Here is a 17,972-nt window from a genome sequence, read left to right as displayed (position 1 = left end):
TATGACTTTTGTGATGGGACCTGCCCTGCTCTTCTGCCCCGCCGACCGTCCCGAGCGCTACCAGAAAGCCGCCGCCCGGGCGGACGCCGTGATCCTGGACCTTGAGGACGCGGTGGCGCCCGGAGACAAGCAGCGCGCCCGCGGCGCGATCCTCGCCCAGCTGGGGACTACAGGGGTCGAACCGGAGCTTGAGCCCAGCTGCACCATCGTCAGGGTGAATCCGGTCGGCACCGAGGACTTCGAGAAGGACCTGCACTGCCTGGCCCACACCCCGTACCGCACCGTGATGCTGGCCAAAGCCGAGAGTGCCGAACAACTCAAGGCACTGGAGGGGTACCAGGTGATCGCGCTGTGCGAAACGGCAATGGGGGTGCTGAACGCCCCGGCCATCGCCGCCGCCCCCAATGTGGTGGGCCTGATGTGGGGTGCCGAGGACCTGCTGGCAACCCTCGGCGGTACCTCCAGCAGGAAGGACGACGGCGGCTACCGGGCTGTGGCGCTGCACGCCCGTTCGTCCGTGCTGCTTGCCGCCCGGGCCTACGGCAAGGAGGCCGTGGACGCGGTCTACACCAACATCCCCGACCTCGACGGGCTGGCTGCGGAAGCTGCCGACGCTGTCGCCTCGGGGTTCAGCTCCAAGGCATGCATCCACCCCAGCCAGGCAGCCGTGGTCCGCAAGGCCTACGCGCCCTCCGAAGCCGAGGTTGCCGCTGCTGCCGCCCTCCTGGATGCTGCCGGGTCGGCCGGATCAGGGGTGTTCCGGTACGAGGGAAAGATGATCGACGGACCCATCCTCAAGCACGCCCAGGAGATCATCCGCCGGGCCCAGGGAATGGGCTAGGACGCTTCAGCCCAACCGCCCCTTCGACCGGCGCAGCGACGACGGCGGGATCGGCTCATGCAGCAGCGTGCGCACCCAGCGGTTGCCGGTTTCCCGGAATTCCTTGCGCGTGGCAAAGCGGTAATGGAAGCTGCGCACGCGCACCCAACGGGGCGCGGCGCCGTCGAACGGGTCATGACGGAGCAGCCGCAGCACCTGCCGGTCCGCTTCCAAAAGCTTGGCCAGGAAGGCGTAGAACCATTCCTCGTGCACGCTGCGCAGCGGCAGGAACCACATCAGCCAGTCCAGCCGCAGGTGGTACGGCGCCCACTGCCGTGGCAGCCGCCGCACGTCCCCGGGCTTTCCCTTGAAGCCGTACTCCCGCCAGTCCGAGGAGTCATCCGGATCCTCATCCAGCGTGCCTTCCACTACGATCTCGATGCGCTGCTTCGTCACAGTGCCGAAGGCGCCGTAGGTGTTGACCAGCTGCCAGCGGTTGAAGCTGGCGTTCATCAGCTGGCGGCGGGAGAACAGGTTCCGCAGCGGCCAGTAGCTCAGGACCAGCAGCAGCAGGGTGGCGGCCAACGTGATGGCCAGCCACCACAAGGGGGTGTCCCGGTCTGTTCCCGCGTGCCAGTCGCCGGGAACCGCCGGGATCACCGCGTGGGCCACCGGATCGCTCACCGCGGCGAACGCCAGCACGATCGCGATCCAGTTCAGCCAGGCGAAGTTGCCGCTGGCCACCAGCCACAACTGGGTGACGATGACCACCCCGGCGGCGACGCTGGCCACCGGCTGGGGCGCGAACAGGAAGAAGGGAACCACCAGCTGCGCGAAGTGGTTGCCCACTACTTCAATGCGGTGCAGCGGCTTGGGCAGCAGGTGCGCCTGGCGGCTGAGCGGCCCGGGCATGGGCTGGGTCTCGTGGTGGTAGTACAGGGCCGTCAGGTCCCGCCACTCCCGGCCGCCGCGGATCTTGATCATGCCCGCCCCGAACTCCAGCCGGAACACCAGCCACACAACCAGGATGAGGATGGTCCGCGGCGGGTCAGTCTGGTTCGAGCCCAGGAAACCCACGGTGAAGCCTGCTTCCAGGAGCAGCATTTCCCAGCCGAACCCGTAAAACGTCTGGCCCACGTTCACGATGGACATGTACAGCAGCCACAGGGCAAGGAACGCTGCCAAAGGGACCCAGGGCGGCCCCAGCTGCGGGATTCCGGCCACCAGCAGCGCCGAGACCACCAGGCCAACGGCGCAGACAGCGCGCAGCAATCCGTCCGAATACCGCCAGCGGAACAGGGTGGGACGGCGCAAGCGGCTGAAGCCGGCCAGGAATTCCGGGACGGGAAGAAGGCCGCGCTCGCCGAGCAGGGCGGGGAACTGGTTGAGCGTGGACAGGAACGCGACGAAGTACAGCGCAGCCACCCCGCGCTGCAGCACCTGCCGCGCCAGTTCATACTCCGGCGCGTCGAACCAGGAGAGCCAGTCCACGAAAACCACGTTACGCCGGGCCGCCCTGTGGTCAAGGAGCGGGGCCGGCGCAGCAGGCCGGGAACGGTGCGGGATACTTAATCAATGCAGCCACGCAGAATCGTCATCCTCGGATCCACCGGTTCCATCGGCACCCAGGCGATTGACGTCGTCGACGGCGCCCCGCACCTTTTCGAGGTGGTGGCACTCAGTTCCGGCGGCGGAAACCTGGAGCTGCTGGCCCGGCAGGCTGTCCACACCGGTGCCGCCGCCGTCGGCATTGCCGGTGGCGATCCAGCCCGGCTTGAATCGCTCATCGCTGAAGCGGCCACCAAAGCAGGCCGCCGGGGCTACCGGCCGGAGATCATTTCCGGCCCGGATGCTTCCACCCGGATCGCCGCGGTACCGGCGGACGTGGTGCTCAACGGCATCACCGGCTCCATCGGACTGGCACCCACGCTGGCAGCCCTGCAGGCCGGGGCCACCCTGGCCCTGGCCAACAAGGAGTCCCTGATCGTGGGCGGCAGCCTGGTCAAGGCCGCAGCCCGGGACGGCCAGATCGTTCCCGTGGACTCGGAGCATTCGGCGATTGCCCAGTGCCTGCGCTCCGGCACCGCCGCCGAAATGGACAGACTCGTCCTCACCGCGTCCGGCGGCCCCTTCCGCGGCCGCAGCCGGGACGAGCTCCACGAAGTGACCCCGCAGGAGGCACTGGCCCACCCCACCTGGGACATGGGCGTGATGGTCACCACCAACTCCGCCACCCTGGTGAACAAGGGCCTGGAAGTCATCGAGGCGCACCTGCTGTTCGATATTCCGCTGGACCGGATCGACGTGGTGGTCCATCCCCAGTCCGTGGTCCACTCCATGGTCCAGTTCATCGACGGCTCGACCATAGCCCAGGCTTCCCCGCCGGACATGCGCCTGCCCATCGCCCTCGGGCTCGGCTGGCCGCACCGGGTGGCAAAGGCCGCTCCCGCGTGCGACTGGACCCAGGCGGCCACCTGGACCTTCGAGCCCCTCGACGTGAAGGCTTTCCCCGCCGTGGACCTGGCAAAGGAAGCCGCCAGGCAGGGCAGCACCTTCCCCGCGGTCTTCAACGCGGCCAACGAGGAAGCGGTGACGGCGTTCCACGCCGGCCGCATCAGGTTCACCGACATCGTGGATACGGTGGCGGGCGTGCTCAGCGAACATTCAGGTTCCTCCGGGCTGACGGTGGAATCCGTATTGGATGCCGAAAGCTGGGCACGCGCCCGCGCCCATGAACGTTTAGCAGTCAGCAGTCTCTAGGAAGCAGCAGCACCTCCATGACCCCTGTCCTACTTTTCATCCTCGGTGTCGTCTTCGTGGCGATCGGCATCGCTGTGTCCATTGCGCTGCACGAGGTGGGCCACCTGTTGCCGGCCAAGCTCTTCAAGGTGCGCGTCACCAAATACATGATCGGCTTCGGGCCCACCCTCTGGTCCCGGCGGAAAGGCGAAACGGAGTACGGCGTCAAGGCCGTCCCGCTGGGGGGCTACGTCTCCATGATCGGCATGTACCCGCCGAACAAGGACGACGGAACCGTCCGGCCCTCCAGCACCGGCATGTTCCAGACCCTGGCCTCCGAAGCCCGCTCCATGGCGCACGAGGAGGTGGGGCCCGGCGACGAAAACCGCGTGTTCTACCGCCTGCCGGTCTGGAAGAAGATCATCGTGATGCTCGGCGGCCCGGCCATGAACATGGTCCTCGGCCTGCTCCTGACCGCCGTGCTGCTGATGGGCTTCGGCATTGCCACGGCCACCACCACCATCGCCGACGTCTCCAAGTGCCAGGTGGCGGCGGGCCAGACCGTCGACCCGGATTCGGCCGACTGCCAGCTGACGCCCGCGGCGGCCGCAGGGCTCAAGCCCGGCGACACCATCACCTCCTTCGATGACAAGGCTGTTACCAGCTGGGCGCAGCTGACCGAATGGATCCGCGCCTCCGCCGGCAAGGAAGTGGCCATCACGGTCCAGCGGGACGGCAACCCGGTGTCCACCACGGTGACCCCGGTGCTCTCGGCCCGGCCGGTGATGGGACCCGACGGACGGCAGGCCACCAACGCTGACGGCACCCTGCAGTACCAGGAGGTCGGCTTCCTTGGCATCGGCGCGCAGACCGCGCTGGTACCCCAGCCGGCGTCGTCCGTGCTGCCCATGGCGGGGGAGAACATCCGGCAAGTGGCCGGGGTTGTCTTCAACCTGCCGGCCCGCGTGGTGGGCGTGGCGAAGGCAGCCTTCAGCGAAGAACCGCGGGACCCCAACGGCCCCATCAGCGTGGTGGGCGTGGGCCGCGTGGCAGGGGAGGTGGCAGCCATGGAGGCCGTACCGATGCAGTCCCGGGTGGCAACCCTCGTTGGCCTGCTGGCGGGCCTGAACTTTGCGCTTGCCGTGTTCAACCTGATCCCGCTGCTGCCGCTGGACGGCGGCCACGTTGCCGGAGCACTCTACGAGGGCGCGCGGCGCCAGGTGGCAAAGCTGCGCGGCCGGCCGGACCCGGGGGCCTTCGACATCGCCAAGCTCCTGCCCGTCACCTATGTCGTGGCAGCCCTGCTGATGGGCATGAGCGTGCTGCTCATTTACGCGGACATCGTCAAGCCCGTCAATTTGTTTGGATAGTCACCCCGCAACGGTTGATTTACAGATATCAGTCAAATTTGATTGATTATTCGCAATCAGCCGGATACGGTTGATGGATGTTCGTCATGACCATCGACCAGCGGGGCAGCACCGGGGACGTGGACAGGGTTCCGCACCTCCTCTCCGAACTGGCCGCCCTCGACCTGCCGCGTCCGGAACAGTCCAGCTTCGAACAGTCCAGCTTCGAGCAGTCCAGCTTTGAACCGCCCCGCTTCGAACGGTCCGTGGGGGATGAGGTGCAGGGCGTGGTGCAGGATGCCGCCGCCGTCGTGGCCATCGCCCTGCACGCCCTCCGGCACGGGCGCTGGTATGTGGGAATCGGCGTCGGCACCGTGTCCCTGCCCGCTTCAGCCAGCCCCCGCGAGGGCACGGGAACGGCCTTCGTTGCTGCCCGGAAGGCCGTCGAACTGGCCAAGGCCGCCGGGTCCCAGGTTCCGTTGTCGGTGGTAGCCGGCACTATTGCCGGTGGAGCGGGCGGAGCCGCGGCGGAGGAGGTGGGGCAGGCATGCGCCAACGCGGAAGCGGTGCTGCGGCTGCTGGGCCGCCTCATCCAGGAACGCACCGACGCCCAGTGGCGGGTGGTCGATGCGCTGCGCCGCCAGGGCCCTGGCCGGCACGGAAGCCAGAAGCAGGTGGCACTGGAACTTGGAATCACCGAGCAATCGGTGAGCCGTACCGTGCTCCGCTCCGGATGGCAGGAAGAATGGGCGGCACGGCCTGCCGCCGCAATGCTGCTGGAACATGCCGATTCCCTCATCCCCGGCGCAGGGGCATGAGGGCCGCCGTTCCGTGGCGGAGCGGATGACAACCCTGGAGGAGGAGTCCAATGGACGCACTGTGGATTGCTGCCGCCCTGGTGGTTGCCGGCTTTGTCGGCTGGCCCGTCACCGCGCTGGTGTTCAAGCTGGCCAGGACCATAGATGACAAGGCGGACGCCGCCAAAGCTGCCGAGGAAGCCCGCCGGGCAGCGGAAGACCCCGCTGCGGACGTCACCGTCGGCCCCGCCTCCCGCGACCCCGCCGACACAGGCCACCAGGACCCCGGCGACCAGTCCGTGGACAGCGAGTTGACGGTGCAGGCCGGCCAGCCGGCGTCGGGCACTCCCGCCGGGGCAACCACTGCCCACGGCCAGCGCATCCTGCGCGGCGGAGCCATCATCGGGGTGCTGGAGCGGCTGGGAGTCTGCCTGGCCATCCTCACCGGCCAGCCCGTGGCCATCGCCTACATTGTGGCCATTAAAGGCCTGGGCCGGTTCGCCGAGCTCAAGGAAACGCCTGTGGCCGCTGAACGCTTCATTATCGGGACGCTGGCCTCGATGCTCTGGGCGGCCGGAACGGCTGCCGCGGTCAAGGTCCTGTTCCTGCACTGAGCCGCCGGGTGCCGGGCGCCTGCCGCCGGCTGCGTGCGAAGCCAGCCATGGCGATAGGGTAGCCGTATGACAGTTTTTGCCGTTGAGTATGTTTATGCCGCCAACTCCACCGAAACCCGCAACGAGATCCGCCCCGCGCACCGTGAGTGGAGCGGGAACCTGGCGCAGGACGGCGTCATCCTGGCCAGCGGCCCCTACGGTGACGGCGCCGGCGCCCTGCTGATCTTCAAGACGGCAGACGAGGCCACACTCAACTCGATCCTCAAGCAGGATCCCTACGCAGCAGCAGACGTCATCGCCGGAATCCGCATCACCGAGTGGTCGCCGGTGATCGGCATGTTCGCCGGGCTCGCCGCGTAGCCGCCGCCTCCTCCTCCATACCGCTTCAACTCAAGGAGTCCACGTGACCTCGGTCAGCCTGGGAATGCCGTCAGCACCGCCGCCCGTCCTTGCCCCGCGCCGCAAGACGCGCCAGATCAAGGTCGGCTCAGTGGGGGTAGGGTCCGATTACCCCATCAGCGTGCAGTCCATGACCACCACGCCCACCACGGACATCAACGCCACCCTGCAGCAGATCGCTGAGCTGACGGCTTCCGGCTGCGACATTGTCCGCGTGGCCTGCCCCTCTGCGGATGACGCGGAGGCGCTGCCCATCATTGCCCGGAAGTCCCAGATCCCGGTGATCGCTGACATCCACTTCCAGCCCAAGTACGTTTTCGCCGCCATTGAGGCCGGCTGTGCCGCCGTCCGTGTGAACCCGGGGAATATCCGGAAGTTCGACGACCAGGTGAAGGAGATCGCCGCCGCCGCAAAGGACCACGGCACCTCCATCCGCATCGGCGTTAACGCCGGATCCCTGGAACCGGGCATCCTCAAGAAATACGGCAAGGCCACACCCGAGGCGCTGGTCGAATCGGCCGTGTGGGAAGCCTCGCTCTTCGAGGAGCACGGCTTCCACGATTTCAAGATTTCGGTGAAGCACAACGATCCCGTAGTCATGGTGGCCGCGTACGAAATGCTGGCCGAAAAGGGTGACTGGCCGCTGCACCTGGGCGTCACCGAGGCCGGACCGGCGTTCCAGGGCACCATCAAGTCGGCCACTGCGTTCGGCGCCCTCCTCTCCCGCGGCATCGGCGACACCATCCGTGTCTCGCTGTCGGCGCCCCCGGTGGAAGAGATCAAGGTGGGAAACCAGATCCTCCAGTCCCTGAACCTGCGCCCGCGCAAGCTGGAAATCGTCTCCTGCCCGTCCTGCGGCCGCGCCCAGGTGGACGTGTACACCCTGGCAGAGCAGGTCACCGCCGGCCTGGAAGGCATGGAGATCCCGCTGCGCGTTGCGGTCATGGGCTGCGTCGTGAACGGGCCGGGCGAGGCCCGTGAGGCCGACCTCGGTGTTGCCTCCGGAAACGGCAAGGGGCAGATCTTTGTGAAGGGTGAAGTCATCAAGACTGTCCCTGAGAGCGCGATTGTTGAGACACTGATCGAAGAGGCCATGCGTATCGCGGAAGAGATGGGGGAGGCCGATGGCGAAGATGCTGTCAAGGGTAGCCCCGTGGTTAGCGTCTCGTAGGGACGTTCCGGACCCTGCGGGCCTTTCCGTCCGTACACTCGACGGCCACGATACCGGCGCGCTGAGGCTGCTGGCGCAGCAGGACCCAGTGGCCAACGTGTTCATCCTTGCCCACTTGCGGGCTACGGGCACCGCTGCACCAACCAGTGGCGGCGCTGGGATCATTGGCATTTTCGACGACGGCATCCTTTCGGGTGCCTGCTGGGCCGGGGCCAACCTGGTCCCGGTCCAGCTGGACCCGGCCCTCGCACCCCTCGTGGCGGAGGCGGCCAACAGTTCGGGCCGCCGCTACGCCTCAGCATTCGGCCCCGCGGAGGCCGTACTCGCCATCAACGCCGAACTGGCGGAACTGGGCCACCGGGCCCACGAGGTCCGCGACGACCAGCCGCTGATGATCATCGACGAACCTCCCCGGGTGCAGCCCAACCCGGGGCTGGGCCACGGAAACCTGGCCGACTTCGACCGCATCCTCCCGGCGTGCGCAGCCATGTTCGAGGAGGAAGTGGGCTATTCGCCGTACCTTGGCGGCAGGGAGTTCTACAGCCGCCGCGTGGAAGGCCTCATCCGGCAGGGCCACTCCCTCGTCCACCTCAACGACGCCCGCGAAGTGGTGTTCAAGGCCGAGCTGGGCGCTGTCACAGCGGACGTCACCCAGGTCCAGGGCGTGTGGATGAACCCGCTCTTCCGCGGCCAGGGGCTGAGCTCCGGCTACATGTCCGCCGTAGTGGAACAGGCGCAAAAGATCGCCCCCATTACGAGCCTGTACGTCAACGGCTTCAACACCAGGGCGCGGTCCACCTATGAGCGGGTGGGCTTCCGCCAGGTGGGCACGTTCGCTACGGTTCTGTTCTAGTTGCCCTGCCGCCGTCCCCGCCTGAAGGCCGGCTTGTGAAAAGTACTTGTCAAACGTGTGCGCGATCACATAAGTTCAATCTAGCTGCGCTGGAAGTGGGGTGGGCGGTCTCACCAGTCCTCACCAGTACTTAGGCGATAACGGCGTTGAGCCACGCCCGGATGCGATGACCAGCCTCATTGGGGGGCCAGGGGCTTTGTTATTCCGGGCGTGGCTCTACTGTGTCCGGGCTTCCTCCCGTGAGCGGCACCCGCGCAGTCCGTGCCGGAGCCCCGGTGCCGGTAGATTAGTACCCAGACGATTTTGTCCGGCCCTGCTGACCCAGCACTTCCCCAGAAACGGATACCACCCGTGGTCCTACGCCTGTCCAAGCTTTTCCTGCGCACGCTGCGCGAAGATCCCGTCGACGCCGAGGTCGCCAGCCACAAGCTCCTCGTCCGCGCCGGCTACATCCGCCGCGCGGCCCCCGGAATCTACACCTGGCTCCCGCTGGGTCTGAGCGTCCTGCGCAAGGTCGAGCAGGTGATCCGCGAGGAGATGGCGGCCATCGGTGCCCAGGAGGTGCACTTCCCGGCGCTGCTGCCCCGCGAACCCTACGAGGCCACCAACCGCTGGACCGAATACGGTGAGGGACTCTTCCGCCTCCAGGACCGCAAGGGCGCCGATTACCTGCTGGCCCCCACGCATGAGGAAATGTTCACCCTCCTGGTCAAGGACCTCTACTCGTCCTACAAGGACCTGCCGCTGAGCCTCTACCAGATCCAGAACAAGTACCGTGACGAGGCGCGCCCCCGGGCCGGCCTCCTCCGCGGGCGCGAGTTCATCATGAAGGATTCCTACTCCTTCGACGTCGACGACGCCGGCCTGGACGCCAGCTACGCCGCCCACCGCGCCGCGTACCTGAAGATTTTCGAACGGCTCGGACTCGAAGTGGTGCCCGTGGCAGCCACCGCCGGGGCCATGGGCGGTTCCAAGAGCGAAGAGTTCCTCTTCCCCACCGAGATCGGTGAGGACACCTTCGTCCGCTCCGCCGGCGGCTATGCAGCCAACGTCGAAGCGGTCACCACCGTTGTCCCTGCGGATATCGACTTCAGCAACGCCCCGGCCGCCGAGGTCCTGGACACTCCGGACACGCCGACCATCGAGACCCTTGTTGCCGCGGCCAACCAGATTGCCCCGCGGGCAGAGGCCGACGGCGGTGCATGGACTGCCGCGGACACGCTCAAGAACGTGGTCCTCGCCGTCACGCTGCCCACCGGTGAGCGCCAGCTGGTGGTCATCGGAGTGCCGGGCGACCGCGGGGTGGACCTCAAGCGCGTCGAGGCGAACATCGGCGCTTTCCTTCCGGTGGCCGGCGAAATCGGGCTGGAGCAGGCGGGCGAGGAAGACCTCAAGAAGCAGCCGCTGATCGTCAAGGGCTACCTCGGCCCCGGCCTGTCCCTGGACGAGCCGCTCCTCGGCGCCGAAAGCGCCACCAACCTGCTCTACCTGGTGGACCCCCGCGTAGTCCGCGGCACCGCATGGATCACCGGCGCCAACGAGGCCGGAAAGCACGTCTTCGGCCTGGTGGCCGGCCGCGACTTCGGCTGGGACGGCGTGATCGAATGCACCGAAGTCCGCGCCGGTGACCCCTCACCTGACGGCTCCGGCCCCCTGGAAACGGCGCGCGGCATCGAGATGGGCCACATCTTCCAGCTTGGCCGCAAGTACGCCGAAGCGCTGGACCTGAAGGTCCTGGACCAGAACGGCAAGCAGGTCGTTGTCACCATGGGCTCCTACGGCGTCGGCGTCACCAGGGCCGTCGCTGCCCTGGCCGAAGCCAACCACGACGACCGCGGCCTGGTCTGGCCGCGCGCCGTCGCCCCGGCCGATGTGCACGTCGTGGCGGTCGGGCGCGGCGAGGAGATCTTCGAAGCCGCAGAAAAGCTTTCCGCGGAACTCGAAGCGGCCGGCCTGGACGTCATCTATGACGACCGGCCCAAGGTTTCGCCCGGCGTGAAGTTCGGTGACGCGGAACTCGTCGGCGTGCCCACCATCCTGGCCGTCGGCCGCGGCCTGGTGGACGGCGTGGTGGAAATCAAGGACCGCCGCAGCGGACAAGCCGAGAACATCGAGGTGGACAAGGCAGTTGACTACGTGGTCAACGCCGTCCGCAACCAGTGACCTCCGGCTTCGAATCGATCCAGCTCACCACCATTATCCTGATCGTGGTGGCCGGATTCGCTGCAGGCTGGGTTGATGCCGTGGTGGGCGGCGGAGGATTGATCCAGCTGCCCGCCCTGCTGCTCGTACCGGGCATTGCGCCGGTCCAGGCCTTGGCAACCAACAAGATGGGCTCCATCTTCGGGACCGCCACCAGCGCCGCAACGTACTATCGGCGGGTGGGCCCCGACCTTCGCACGGCCGTTCCGATGGCGGTCATAGCGCTTGCGGGAAGTTTCGGCGGTGCCAGCCTGGCGGCCATCCTTCCCGCCGGGGTGTTCAAGCCCATCATCGTGGTGGCCCTGGTCGCCGTCGCGCTTTTCACCGCGCTCCGGCCGAGCGTCGGAGAGCTGACGGAGCTCCGGCACGACGGCCACAAGCACTACGTTGTTGCCTGCCTGATCGGTGCCGTGATCGGCTTCTACGACGGCCTGATCGGCCCCGGGACCGGTTCGTTCCTGGTCATCGCCCTGGTGTCCGCCATGGGCTATGCCTTCCTGGAGGCCAGCGCCAAAGCCAAGATCGTGAACATGGCAACCAACGCGGGGGCCCTGATGTTCTTCCTGCCGCACGGTTCCATCCTGTGGGGCATCGGGCTGCTGCTTGGCGGGGCAAATATGGCCGGCGGCTACCTCGGCGCCCGCACCGCCGTGAAGCAGGGCAGCAAGTTCGTCCGGGTGGTCTTCCTGGTGGTCGTTGCGGCCCTGATCGTCAAGCTCGGCTACGACGTCTGGCAGGAAAACTTCTCCTGACCCTCCCGGCCACCGTGGTCCGGGGAAGGTGGTCCTCGTGGCATGTGCCGGCCGGGCGTAGCATGCAGGTATGTCACACGGCGACGACGAGTACGCCCGGGCCCTGGCGGCCGCGGCACGCCATTCGGAAGCCTGGCTGCACAGCCTTCCGGACCGCCCAGTGGGACCCCGCAGCAACGCATCGGAACTCGCCGCGGTGTTCGGCGGCCCGCTTCCTGACTCGGGGATGCCGGCCGCGGACGTCATCGACTTCCTGGCCCGGGAAGCGGAACCGGGACTGATGGCCATGCCCTCCGGGCGCTTCTTCGGCTGGGTCATCGGGGGCACCCTGCCGGCGGCCCTCGCCTCGGACTGGCTGGTCAGCGCCTGGGACCAGAACGCGGCCATGCGCTATGCCACGCCCGCCACGGCCGCCATCGAGGACAGCGCCGGAAAGTGGCTGCTGGAACTGCTGGGGCTGCCCGGCGGGTCCGACGTCGGCTTCGTCACCGGGGCCACCATGGCCAACTTCACCGGGATGGCGGCCGCCCGCTGGCGGCTCCTGGCCGACGCCGGGTGGGACCTGGACCGGGACGGGCTGTCCGGCGCACCGCGAATCCGCTGCTTCGTGGGCCGGGAACGGCACGACACAGTCGACCTTGGCCTCCGGTACCTGGGACTCGGCAGGCCAACCCAGGTCGACGCCGACGCGCAGGGCCGCCTGCTTCCGGCCGCGCTGGACGCCGCCCTCGCTGCCGGCTCCGGCCCCGCCCTGGTGTGCCTCCAGGCCGGCAACCTGCACTCCGGCGCCTTCGACCCCTTTGCCGCGGCGATCGCCGTCGCACGCAAACACGGCGCGTGGGTCCATATCGACGGGGCGTTCGGGCTGTGGGCCGCCGCTGCACCCGAACTGCGCCGCCTCACGGAGGGGTATGAGGAGGCCGACTCGTGGGGGACCGACGCCCACAAGACCCTGAACGTGCCCTACGACTGCGGGATCGCCGTCGTCCGGGACCCGTCGGCCCTGCGCGCCGCCATGAGCCTGCACGCGAGCTACCTGGTGCACGAGGCGGAAGGCCCCGGCGACCCGTTCGAGAAGGTCCCCGAGCTGTCCCGCAGGGCGCGGGGCATACCCGTGTGGGCCGCCCTCAAGAGCCTCGGCAGGGACGGGGTGGCTGCCCAGGTGGCGGGACTGGCAGCCGCTGCCTCCGCGATCGCCGAAGGGCTGGCAGCCCTGGACGGTGTGGAGGTGCTCAACGACGTCGGCTACACCCAGGTGTGCGTCGCCTTCGGCGATGACGCAACCACCCGCGCGGTCACCGAGCGGATCATCGGGGAGGGGCGGGTCTGGATGTCGGGCTCGCGCTGGCGGGACCGCGACATCCTCCGCGTTTCGGTGAGCAACTGGCACACGGCAGGCGAGGAAGTCGGCGCCGCCGTGGACGCCGTCCGGTCGGCGCTGGCCGCGGTGCGGGGAACCTGATTACTCCCCGGGCTCCGGCAGCGCGTGGGCGTGCGGCAGGCCTTCCAACGTCCGGCCGGCGAGGGTGCTGGCCACCCAGAGCGAGCGGGCCAGGTCCCCGGATTTGCCGTGCGCGGCCGACCAGAGGGCGTTGTCCACCTCCCTGGCAATGGCCCACTGCCGGGACACCTCCGGATCGAGGCCCGCGGCGGTGCTGAAGCTGCGGCAGCGGCGCAGCAGGCCCTTGTCGGGCTGGTCCGCCGGCAGGTCCCGGAGGCGGTTCCACAGCAGCGGTGCCACGGCGAACTCGGGCTCGCCAATCATGGGTTGCGGGTCGATGGCGGCGTACCCGCCGGCCGTGCCGCCCCCAGCTTCGGCTGCCGCCGCACCCTCAACCGGCGCCGCGGGCCGCGCCAGGATATTCAGGAAATGCAGGTCGGTATGCACCAGGACATCATGGGCTGAGCGCCGTCCCACGGCACCGCGGGTCTGGCAGACCTCCAGCGCCGCTTCCAGCAGCCAGCGCGGGAAGGGCCGGCCCAGCTGTTCCCACTCGGCTGGAAAGTCATCACTCCACTGCTCGGCCCGGGCGGCGATGTGGCCAAACTTCCGCCACTCGGACCGGTGGTCCGGGACCAGTCCCAGTTGCCGTACCGTCCCGCCCCAGACGTGCGCAGCTTCGTCCAGGGGCAGCTCCGCCGCGGACCGGCCGGCGTCCAGGCGCTCCAGCAGCATGGAGCAGGCCTCGGCATCCGCTGCCAAGAGTGACACCGCACCCCGTCCGCCCCACAGTGCCAGCGCGTGGCGTTCCAGTTTGGCCTCGTCGTGGGGAAATGCAACCTTGAGCACCGCGGCGCTTCCGTTCTCCCGCCGGACCGGGATGACGATGGCGCCGTGGCCGTGCCACGGAACACTGCCGGGCGCGAGGTCAGGCGTGAGCCGCCACTGGTCCAGGCATCGCTCTACCAAGTCCGGAAGCAAGGAGAGCCAGGACCGTCCGGCGCTGCTGCCGGAGTACCGCGCCGCCAGGCCTGCGGGAATGGGGATCAGCGGGTGGGGCAACACGCCTTAGACCACGCCCGAGGCGCCCAGCAGGTTGCCGATGATGAACGTCGCCGCCAGCGCCAGGGCACCGCCCACCACCACCCGGACCGCAGCCTTGGTTCTTGAGCCGCCGCCGATCCAGGCGCCCAGCGCCCCGGTCAGCGCCAGCGCCACCAGGACGGCGGCGAATGTCAGTGGAACCCGGATCTCCGGCGGGGGAAGAAGGATCGCCAGCATCGGCAGGACCGCGCCGATGGTGAAGGCGATGGCGGAGGCGAAGGCAGCATGCCACGGGCTGACGATGTCTGTCTCATCGATATTGAGTTCGGCGGACAAATGCGCCGCCAGGGCGTCGTGCGCGGTCAGTTCTTCGGCAACCTTGGCTGCCGTCTCCGGGGTCAGCCCCTTCGCCTGGTAAATGGATGTGAGCTCGGCCAGTTCTTCTTCCGGTTCCTCCGCCAGCTCCCGGCGTTCCTTGTCGATCAGGGCGCGCTGGCTGTCGCTTTGGCTGCTGACCGAAACGTATTCGCCCAGGGCCATGGACACCGCGCCGCCCACTACGCCTGCCACGCCGGCGGCCAGGATGGGACCGGTGTCGGCCGTGGCGCCGGCCACGCCCACCACAATGGCCGCGACCGAGACGATGCCGTCATTTGCGCCCAGGACGCCCGCACGCAGCCAGTTCAACCGGTGCGCGATGTCGTTCCCGTGCGGTTCGGTGTCCAGATGGCGGTTCAGCCCGCTGCCGGCATCAGGGGTTCCGGCAGGCCCGGCCGGTTCGTATGGGTCCATGCCTCCAGCAAACCATCACAGCATGGCCGTCGCCACTCTCCCGGGCAGCGGGTTCCGAAAGATTATTCCGGTGTGGCCGCTGCTTACGTCGCCGTCGGGGAGGGAGCCTGGGCCGGTCCGGAGGGAAGGCCGGGCAACCGGTCAACATCCAGCGGAAGGCCGGGAACAGGGCCCGGATCGGCGCCCCAGCGGGCGGCGCGCCCGGCTGCCGACTGCAGTGCCGCCAGCGCCCATGCCCGGACTGTCCCTTGCGAAAGTGCCACCAGATCGCCGTAGGCCGCCATTGTTGCCGCCTCAAGCCTGCCCAGTCCGGCTGCCGGCGCGGCGAGGAACCGGGCGTCCAGGGCGTACCCGGGCTGCTGCGGCGCGGCTGTTGCACAGACCAGGGGGAGCCGGGCTTCCGCTGCCTGCAGGAGGTCATCGTGCTGCCCCAGATAGGTCAGGGCAGTCCCGGCATCGGCGGCACCGAGGCGGGGGAGGGCCGCCTGGTAGCCATAGACTGCCTGCTGCTCCGCGGCCAAGGCGGCAGCCAACGCCGCACCCGGCCCGGTGCCTCCCTGCCCGGTGCCTTCCGGCCCGGTGCCTCCCGGCCCGGTGCTTTCGGCTGCGGGAACGGCCGGGCAGGAAGGACCTGTTTCCGCCGGAACAGGAACTGCCGCCACTGGTCCCGGATCAGCCGGTGCCACCGGTGCTCCTGCCGCGGCGGCAAGCCGGGCTGCGGCCAGGAGTTGCGCGGTGCCCGTGCCGGCGAGGAGCCTGGCCATCCCGCCGTCGGCCTCCTGCGCGTCCTTGATGCGTTTGGTGCCGCTGGCCACGAGTGCGCTGGCAAGGCCCGACATCCCCTCCTGTGCGGATGTCGGTGTGGGTTTGGGCAGCCCGGACGCAGGGGTGGCGGCAGGAGATGCCGAAGCGGGGGCGGTTGTCCCTATGCCCGCCTGCCCTCCCGCGGCAGCAGGGGCCAGCAGGGCCCTGGCCTGGATGGTCAGCAAGGTCACAACAGGGTCCACCGATGCGGCATCCACGGTACCTGCGGCCGCAAGTTCCATCCCCGCTGCCCGCAGGTCCATGGCGTCCTCCAGGGCGGCCGCGCGGGCCACTTCGGTGAACGGCGGCTGCGCAGGGGCGGGATTTTCCGCGGGAACAAGGGCGAAACCGAGGCTCAGGACAACCAGGGCTGCCAGCGAAACAACGGCGTAGCGGACGCTGCGCATGCGGGGGCTGCTGGCCTGGCTGTCGTCTTTCACAACAGACCATGGTGCCACGGCGGCGGCAACCCGGTGCACCACGGGCCCGGTAAAATAGCTACGCTAGTAACACCACATCATCTATAGGGAGGCGGCCGGCATCGTGAGCAATGCAGAAGCCACGGCTTCACCAGACCACACCGGAACGGGGAGCGGAACCGCGCCGGCCCACAATCCCGAAGCCGCCCGGCTCCGGGCCCTCCTGGAACCAGCGGTCCAGGCCAACCGCCTGTACCTCGAAGACGTCGCCATCAACATTGCCGGCTCGCACCGCGTGGTCCACGTCGTGGTGGACCTGCCCCAGGAAGAGACCGGCGGCGTCAGCCTCGACGTCATCGCCGACATCTCAAAGGTGCTCTCCGACGTCCTGGACAGCGACCCGGGCACCGACAGCCGGCCATACGACCTCGAAGTGTCCTCGCCCGGCGTTGCCCGCCCGCTGACCGAGCCGCGCCACTGGCACCGGGCCAAGGGCCGGTTGGTCAAGGTCAACGTCGTCCAGGGCGAAAACGTCACCGGCCGCATCCAGTCGGTGGACGGCGACGGCGTGACCCTCGTCCCCGAGATTGCCGTCAAAAAGGGAATGAAGCCCAGGCAGGGCGATCCCATCAAGCTTCCTTTCGACAGGATCCGCAACGGAAAAGTCGAGATCGAATTCAGCCACCTCTCGGAGGACGGTCTGGAACCTGAACACAATGGACCTTCTGAGGAGGCCTGATGGATATTGACATGAGCGCACTGAGGCTTTTGGAGCGTGAGCGTGAAATCCCGCTGGACCTCCTGATCCCCACCATCGAGCAGGCGCTCCTGGTGGCCTACCACAAGTCGCCCGGCGCCTTCGAAAAAGCGCGCGCCGAGCTGGACCGCAAGAGCGGCCACGTCACCATTTGGGCTGTGGAGCTGGACGACGACGGGGCCCCGATCGGTGAATTCGAGCACACTCCTGAGGGGTTCGGCCGCATCGCCGCCAGCACCGCGCGCCAGATCATCCTGCAGCGCCTGCGCGACGTCGAGGACGACAACGTCCTGGGCGAGTTCAAGGGACGCGAAGGTGAACTGGTCTCCGGCACCATCCAGCAGGGCAACAATCCCCACATGGTCCAGGTCAACCTCGGCTCGGTGGAGGCGCTGCTGCCGCCGCCCGAGCAGGTCCCGGGTGAAAAGTACATCCACGGCAACCGTCTGCGCGCCCTGGTGATCGATGTCCACCGCGGCACCAAGGGCCCGTCAGTCACGCTGTCCAGGTCCCACCCCGGACTGGTCCGGAAGCTCTTCGAACTCGAAGTGCCGGAAATCGCCGACCGCTCCGTGGAGATCGTGGCGCTGGCGCGTGAAGCCGGCCACCGCACCAAGATCGCGGTCAAGGCCAAGGCTCCCGGCATCAATGCCAAGGGTGCCTGCATCGGCGAAATGGGCTCCCGGGTCCGCGCTGTCATGACCGAGCTCAACGACGAGAAGATCGACATCGTCGACTTCAACGAGGACCCGGCAACCTTCATCGCCAGCGCCCTCTCGCCGTCGCGCGTGAATTCCGTCACCATCACCGACGAAGCCACCCGGTCCGCCCGCGTGGTGGTCCCGGACTACCAGCTGTCGCTGGCCATCGGCAAGGAGGGCCAGAACGCCCGCCTGGCCGCCAAGCTGACCGGCTGGCGCATCGACATTGTGTCGGACGCCGCGGGCAGCCGGGACAAGTAACGGCCTGCGGCGCAGCGACAGCCGCGCCGTAGCCGCACGTTGGGGCAGAACGCCCCG

General features: G+C 68.3%; 17 protein-coding genes. 13 read left to right on the top strand and 4 right to left on the bottom strand.

Features of this window, described 5'->3' with window-relative positions; translation table 11 throughout:
• Window position 1 precedes the first annotated feature (1 nt).
• Entirely contained in the window at window positions 2–841 is an 840-nt protein-coding gene (locus tag K4G53_RS01990) for a CoA ester lyase (RefSeq protein ID WP_221383823.1), read from the top strand.
• Window positions 842–847: 6 nt separating this feature from the next.
• Here K4G53_RS01990 and K4G53_RS01985 read toward each other — a convergent pair whose 3' ends face one another.
• Window positions 848–2,311, bottom strand: coding sequence for a lipase maturation factor family protein (locus K4G53_RS01985; RefSeq protein ID WP_221383822.1), 1,464 nt, complete (start codon window positions 2,309–2,311; stop codon window positions 848–850).
• Between the two features lie 84 nt (window positions 2,312–2,395).
• On the opposite strand from K4G53_RS01985, the gene dxr reads away from it, so the two are divergent.
• The 10 genes from dxr (at window position 2,396) to K4G53_RS01935 (ending at window position 13,158) form a co-directional block, all read left to right on the top strand.
• Complete coding sequence (gene dxr / locus K4G53_RS01980) at window positions 2,396–3,580, top strand: 1-deoxy-D-xylulose-5-phosphate reductoisomerase (RefSeq protein ID WP_221383821.1); 1,185 nt, start codon at window positions 2,396–2,398, stop codon at window positions 3,578–3,580.
• Between the two features lie 17 nt (window positions 3,581–3,597).
• Complete coding sequence (locus K4G53_RS01975) at window positions 3,598–4,929, top strand: RIP metalloprotease (protein ID WP_221383820.1); 1,332 nt, start codon at window positions 3,598–3,600, stop codon at window positions 4,927–4,929.
• A 77-nt stretch (window positions 4,930–5,006) separates the two neighbouring features.
• The gene (locus tag K4G53_RS01970) at window positions 5,007–5,726 is read left to right on the top strand and encodes a MarR family transcriptional regulator (protein WP_221383819.1); all 720 of its coding nucleotides are present in this window, start codon (window positions 5,007–5,009) and stop codon (window positions 5,724–5,726) included.
• A 50-nt stretch (window positions 5,727–5,776) separates the two neighbouring features.
• The gene (locus K4G53_RS01965) at window positions 5,777–6,319 is read left to right on the top strand and encodes a hypothetical protein (protein WP_221383818.1); all 543 of its coding nucleotides are present in this window, start codon (window positions 5,777–5,779) and stop codon (window positions 6,317–6,319) included.
• 66 nt (window positions 6,320–6,385) lie between these two features.
• On the top strand, window positions 6,386–6,679 hold the full coding sequence (locus tag K4G53_RS01960) for a YciI family protein (protein ID WP_221383817.1): 294 nt from the start codon (window positions 6,386–6,388) through the stop codon (window positions 6,677–6,679).
• A 43-nt stretch (window positions 6,680–6,722) separates the two neighbouring features.
• Window positions 6,723–7,889, top strand: a complete 1,167-nt coding sequence (gene ispG, locus K4G53_RS01955; RefSeq protein ID WP_142134593.1) for a flavodoxin-dependent (E)-4-hydroxy-3-methylbut-2-enyl-diphosphate synthase — start codon at window positions 6,723–6,725, stop codon at window positions 7,887–7,889.
• A complete protein-coding gene (locus K4G53_RS01950) occupies window positions 7,852–8,742 on the top strand; it encodes a GNAT family N-acetyltransferase (RefSeq protein WP_221384055.1) in 891 nt (296 codons plus the stop codon). Before ispG ends, K4G53_RS01950 begins: the two co-directional genes overlap by 38 nt.
• Before the next feature lie 351 nt (window positions 8,743–9,093).
• Window positions 9,094–10,905, top strand: coding sequence for a proline--tRNA ligase (locus K4G53_RS01945; RefSeq protein ID WP_221383816.1), 1,812 nt, complete (start codon window positions 9,094–9,096; stop codon window positions 10,903–10,905).
• Complete coding sequence (locus K4G53_RS01940) at window positions 10,902–11,696, top strand: TSUP family transporter (protein WP_221383815.1); 795 nt, start codon at window positions 10,902–10,904, stop codon at window positions 11,694–11,696. Before K4G53_RS01945 ends, K4G53_RS01940 begins: the two co-directional genes overlap by 4 nt.
• A 70-nt stretch (window positions 11,697–11,766) precedes the next feature.
• Window positions 11,767–13,158, top strand: coding sequence for a pyridoxal-dependent decarboxylase (locus K4G53_RS01935; RefSeq protein ID WP_221383814.1), 1,392 nt, complete (start codon window positions 11,767–11,769; stop codon window positions 13,156–13,158).
• On the opposite strand, the gene K4G53_RS01930 is transcribed toward K4G53_RS01935, so the two are convergent.
• The 3 genes from K4G53_RS01930 to K4G53_RS01920 form a co-directional block, all read right to left on the bottom strand.
• The gene (locus K4G53_RS01930; protein ID WP_221383813.1) at window positions 13,159–14,202 is read right to left on the bottom strand and encodes an aminoglycoside phosphotransferase family protein; all 1,044 of its coding nucleotides are present in this window, start codon (window positions 14,200–14,202) and stop codon (window positions 13,159–13,161) included. It abuts the gene before it with no gap.
• Between the two features lie 3 nt (window positions 14,203–14,205).
• Entirely contained in the window at window positions 14,206–14,973 is a 768-nt protein-coding gene (locus K4G53_RS01925) for a VIT family protein (RefSeq protein ID WP_260323047.1), read from the bottom strand.
• An 83-nt stretch (window positions 14,974–15,056) separates the two neighbouring features.
• On the bottom strand, window positions 15,057–16,217 hold the full coding sequence (locus K4G53_RS01920; protein WP_308287798.1) for a DUF4439 domain-containing protein: 1,161 nt from the start codon (window positions 16,215–16,217) through the stop codon (window positions 15,057–15,059).
• 103 nt (window positions 16,218–16,320) lie between these two features.
• Here K4G53_RS01920 and rimP point away from each other — a divergent pair, with 103 nt between their 5' ends.
• Window positions 16,321–16,935 (top strand): ribosome maturation factor RimP, encoded by a 615-nt coding sequence (rimP, locus tag K4G53_RS01915; protein ID WP_221383812.1) that lies wholly within the window; start codon window positions 16,321–16,323, stop codon window positions 16,933–16,935.
• On the top strand, window positions 16,935–17,915 hold the full coding sequence (nusA, locus tag K4G53_RS01910) for a transcription termination factor NusA (RefSeq protein WP_221383811.1): 981 nt from the start codon (window positions 16,935–16,937) through the stop codon (window positions 17,913–17,915). Before rimP ends, nusA begins: the two co-directional genes overlap by 1 nt.
• The last annotated feature ends 57 nt before the right edge of the window (window positions 17,916–17,972 follow it).

Source organism: Arthrobacter sp. MAHUQ-56, from assembly GCF_019710585.1.
Taxonomy (GTDB): domain Bacteria; phylum Actinomycetota; class Actinomycetes; order Actinomycetales; family Micrococcaceae; genus Arthrobacter.
The sequence above is the reverse complement of the archived record's forward strand: the minus strand, read 5'-3'. Positions and strand labels throughout refer to the sequence as shown.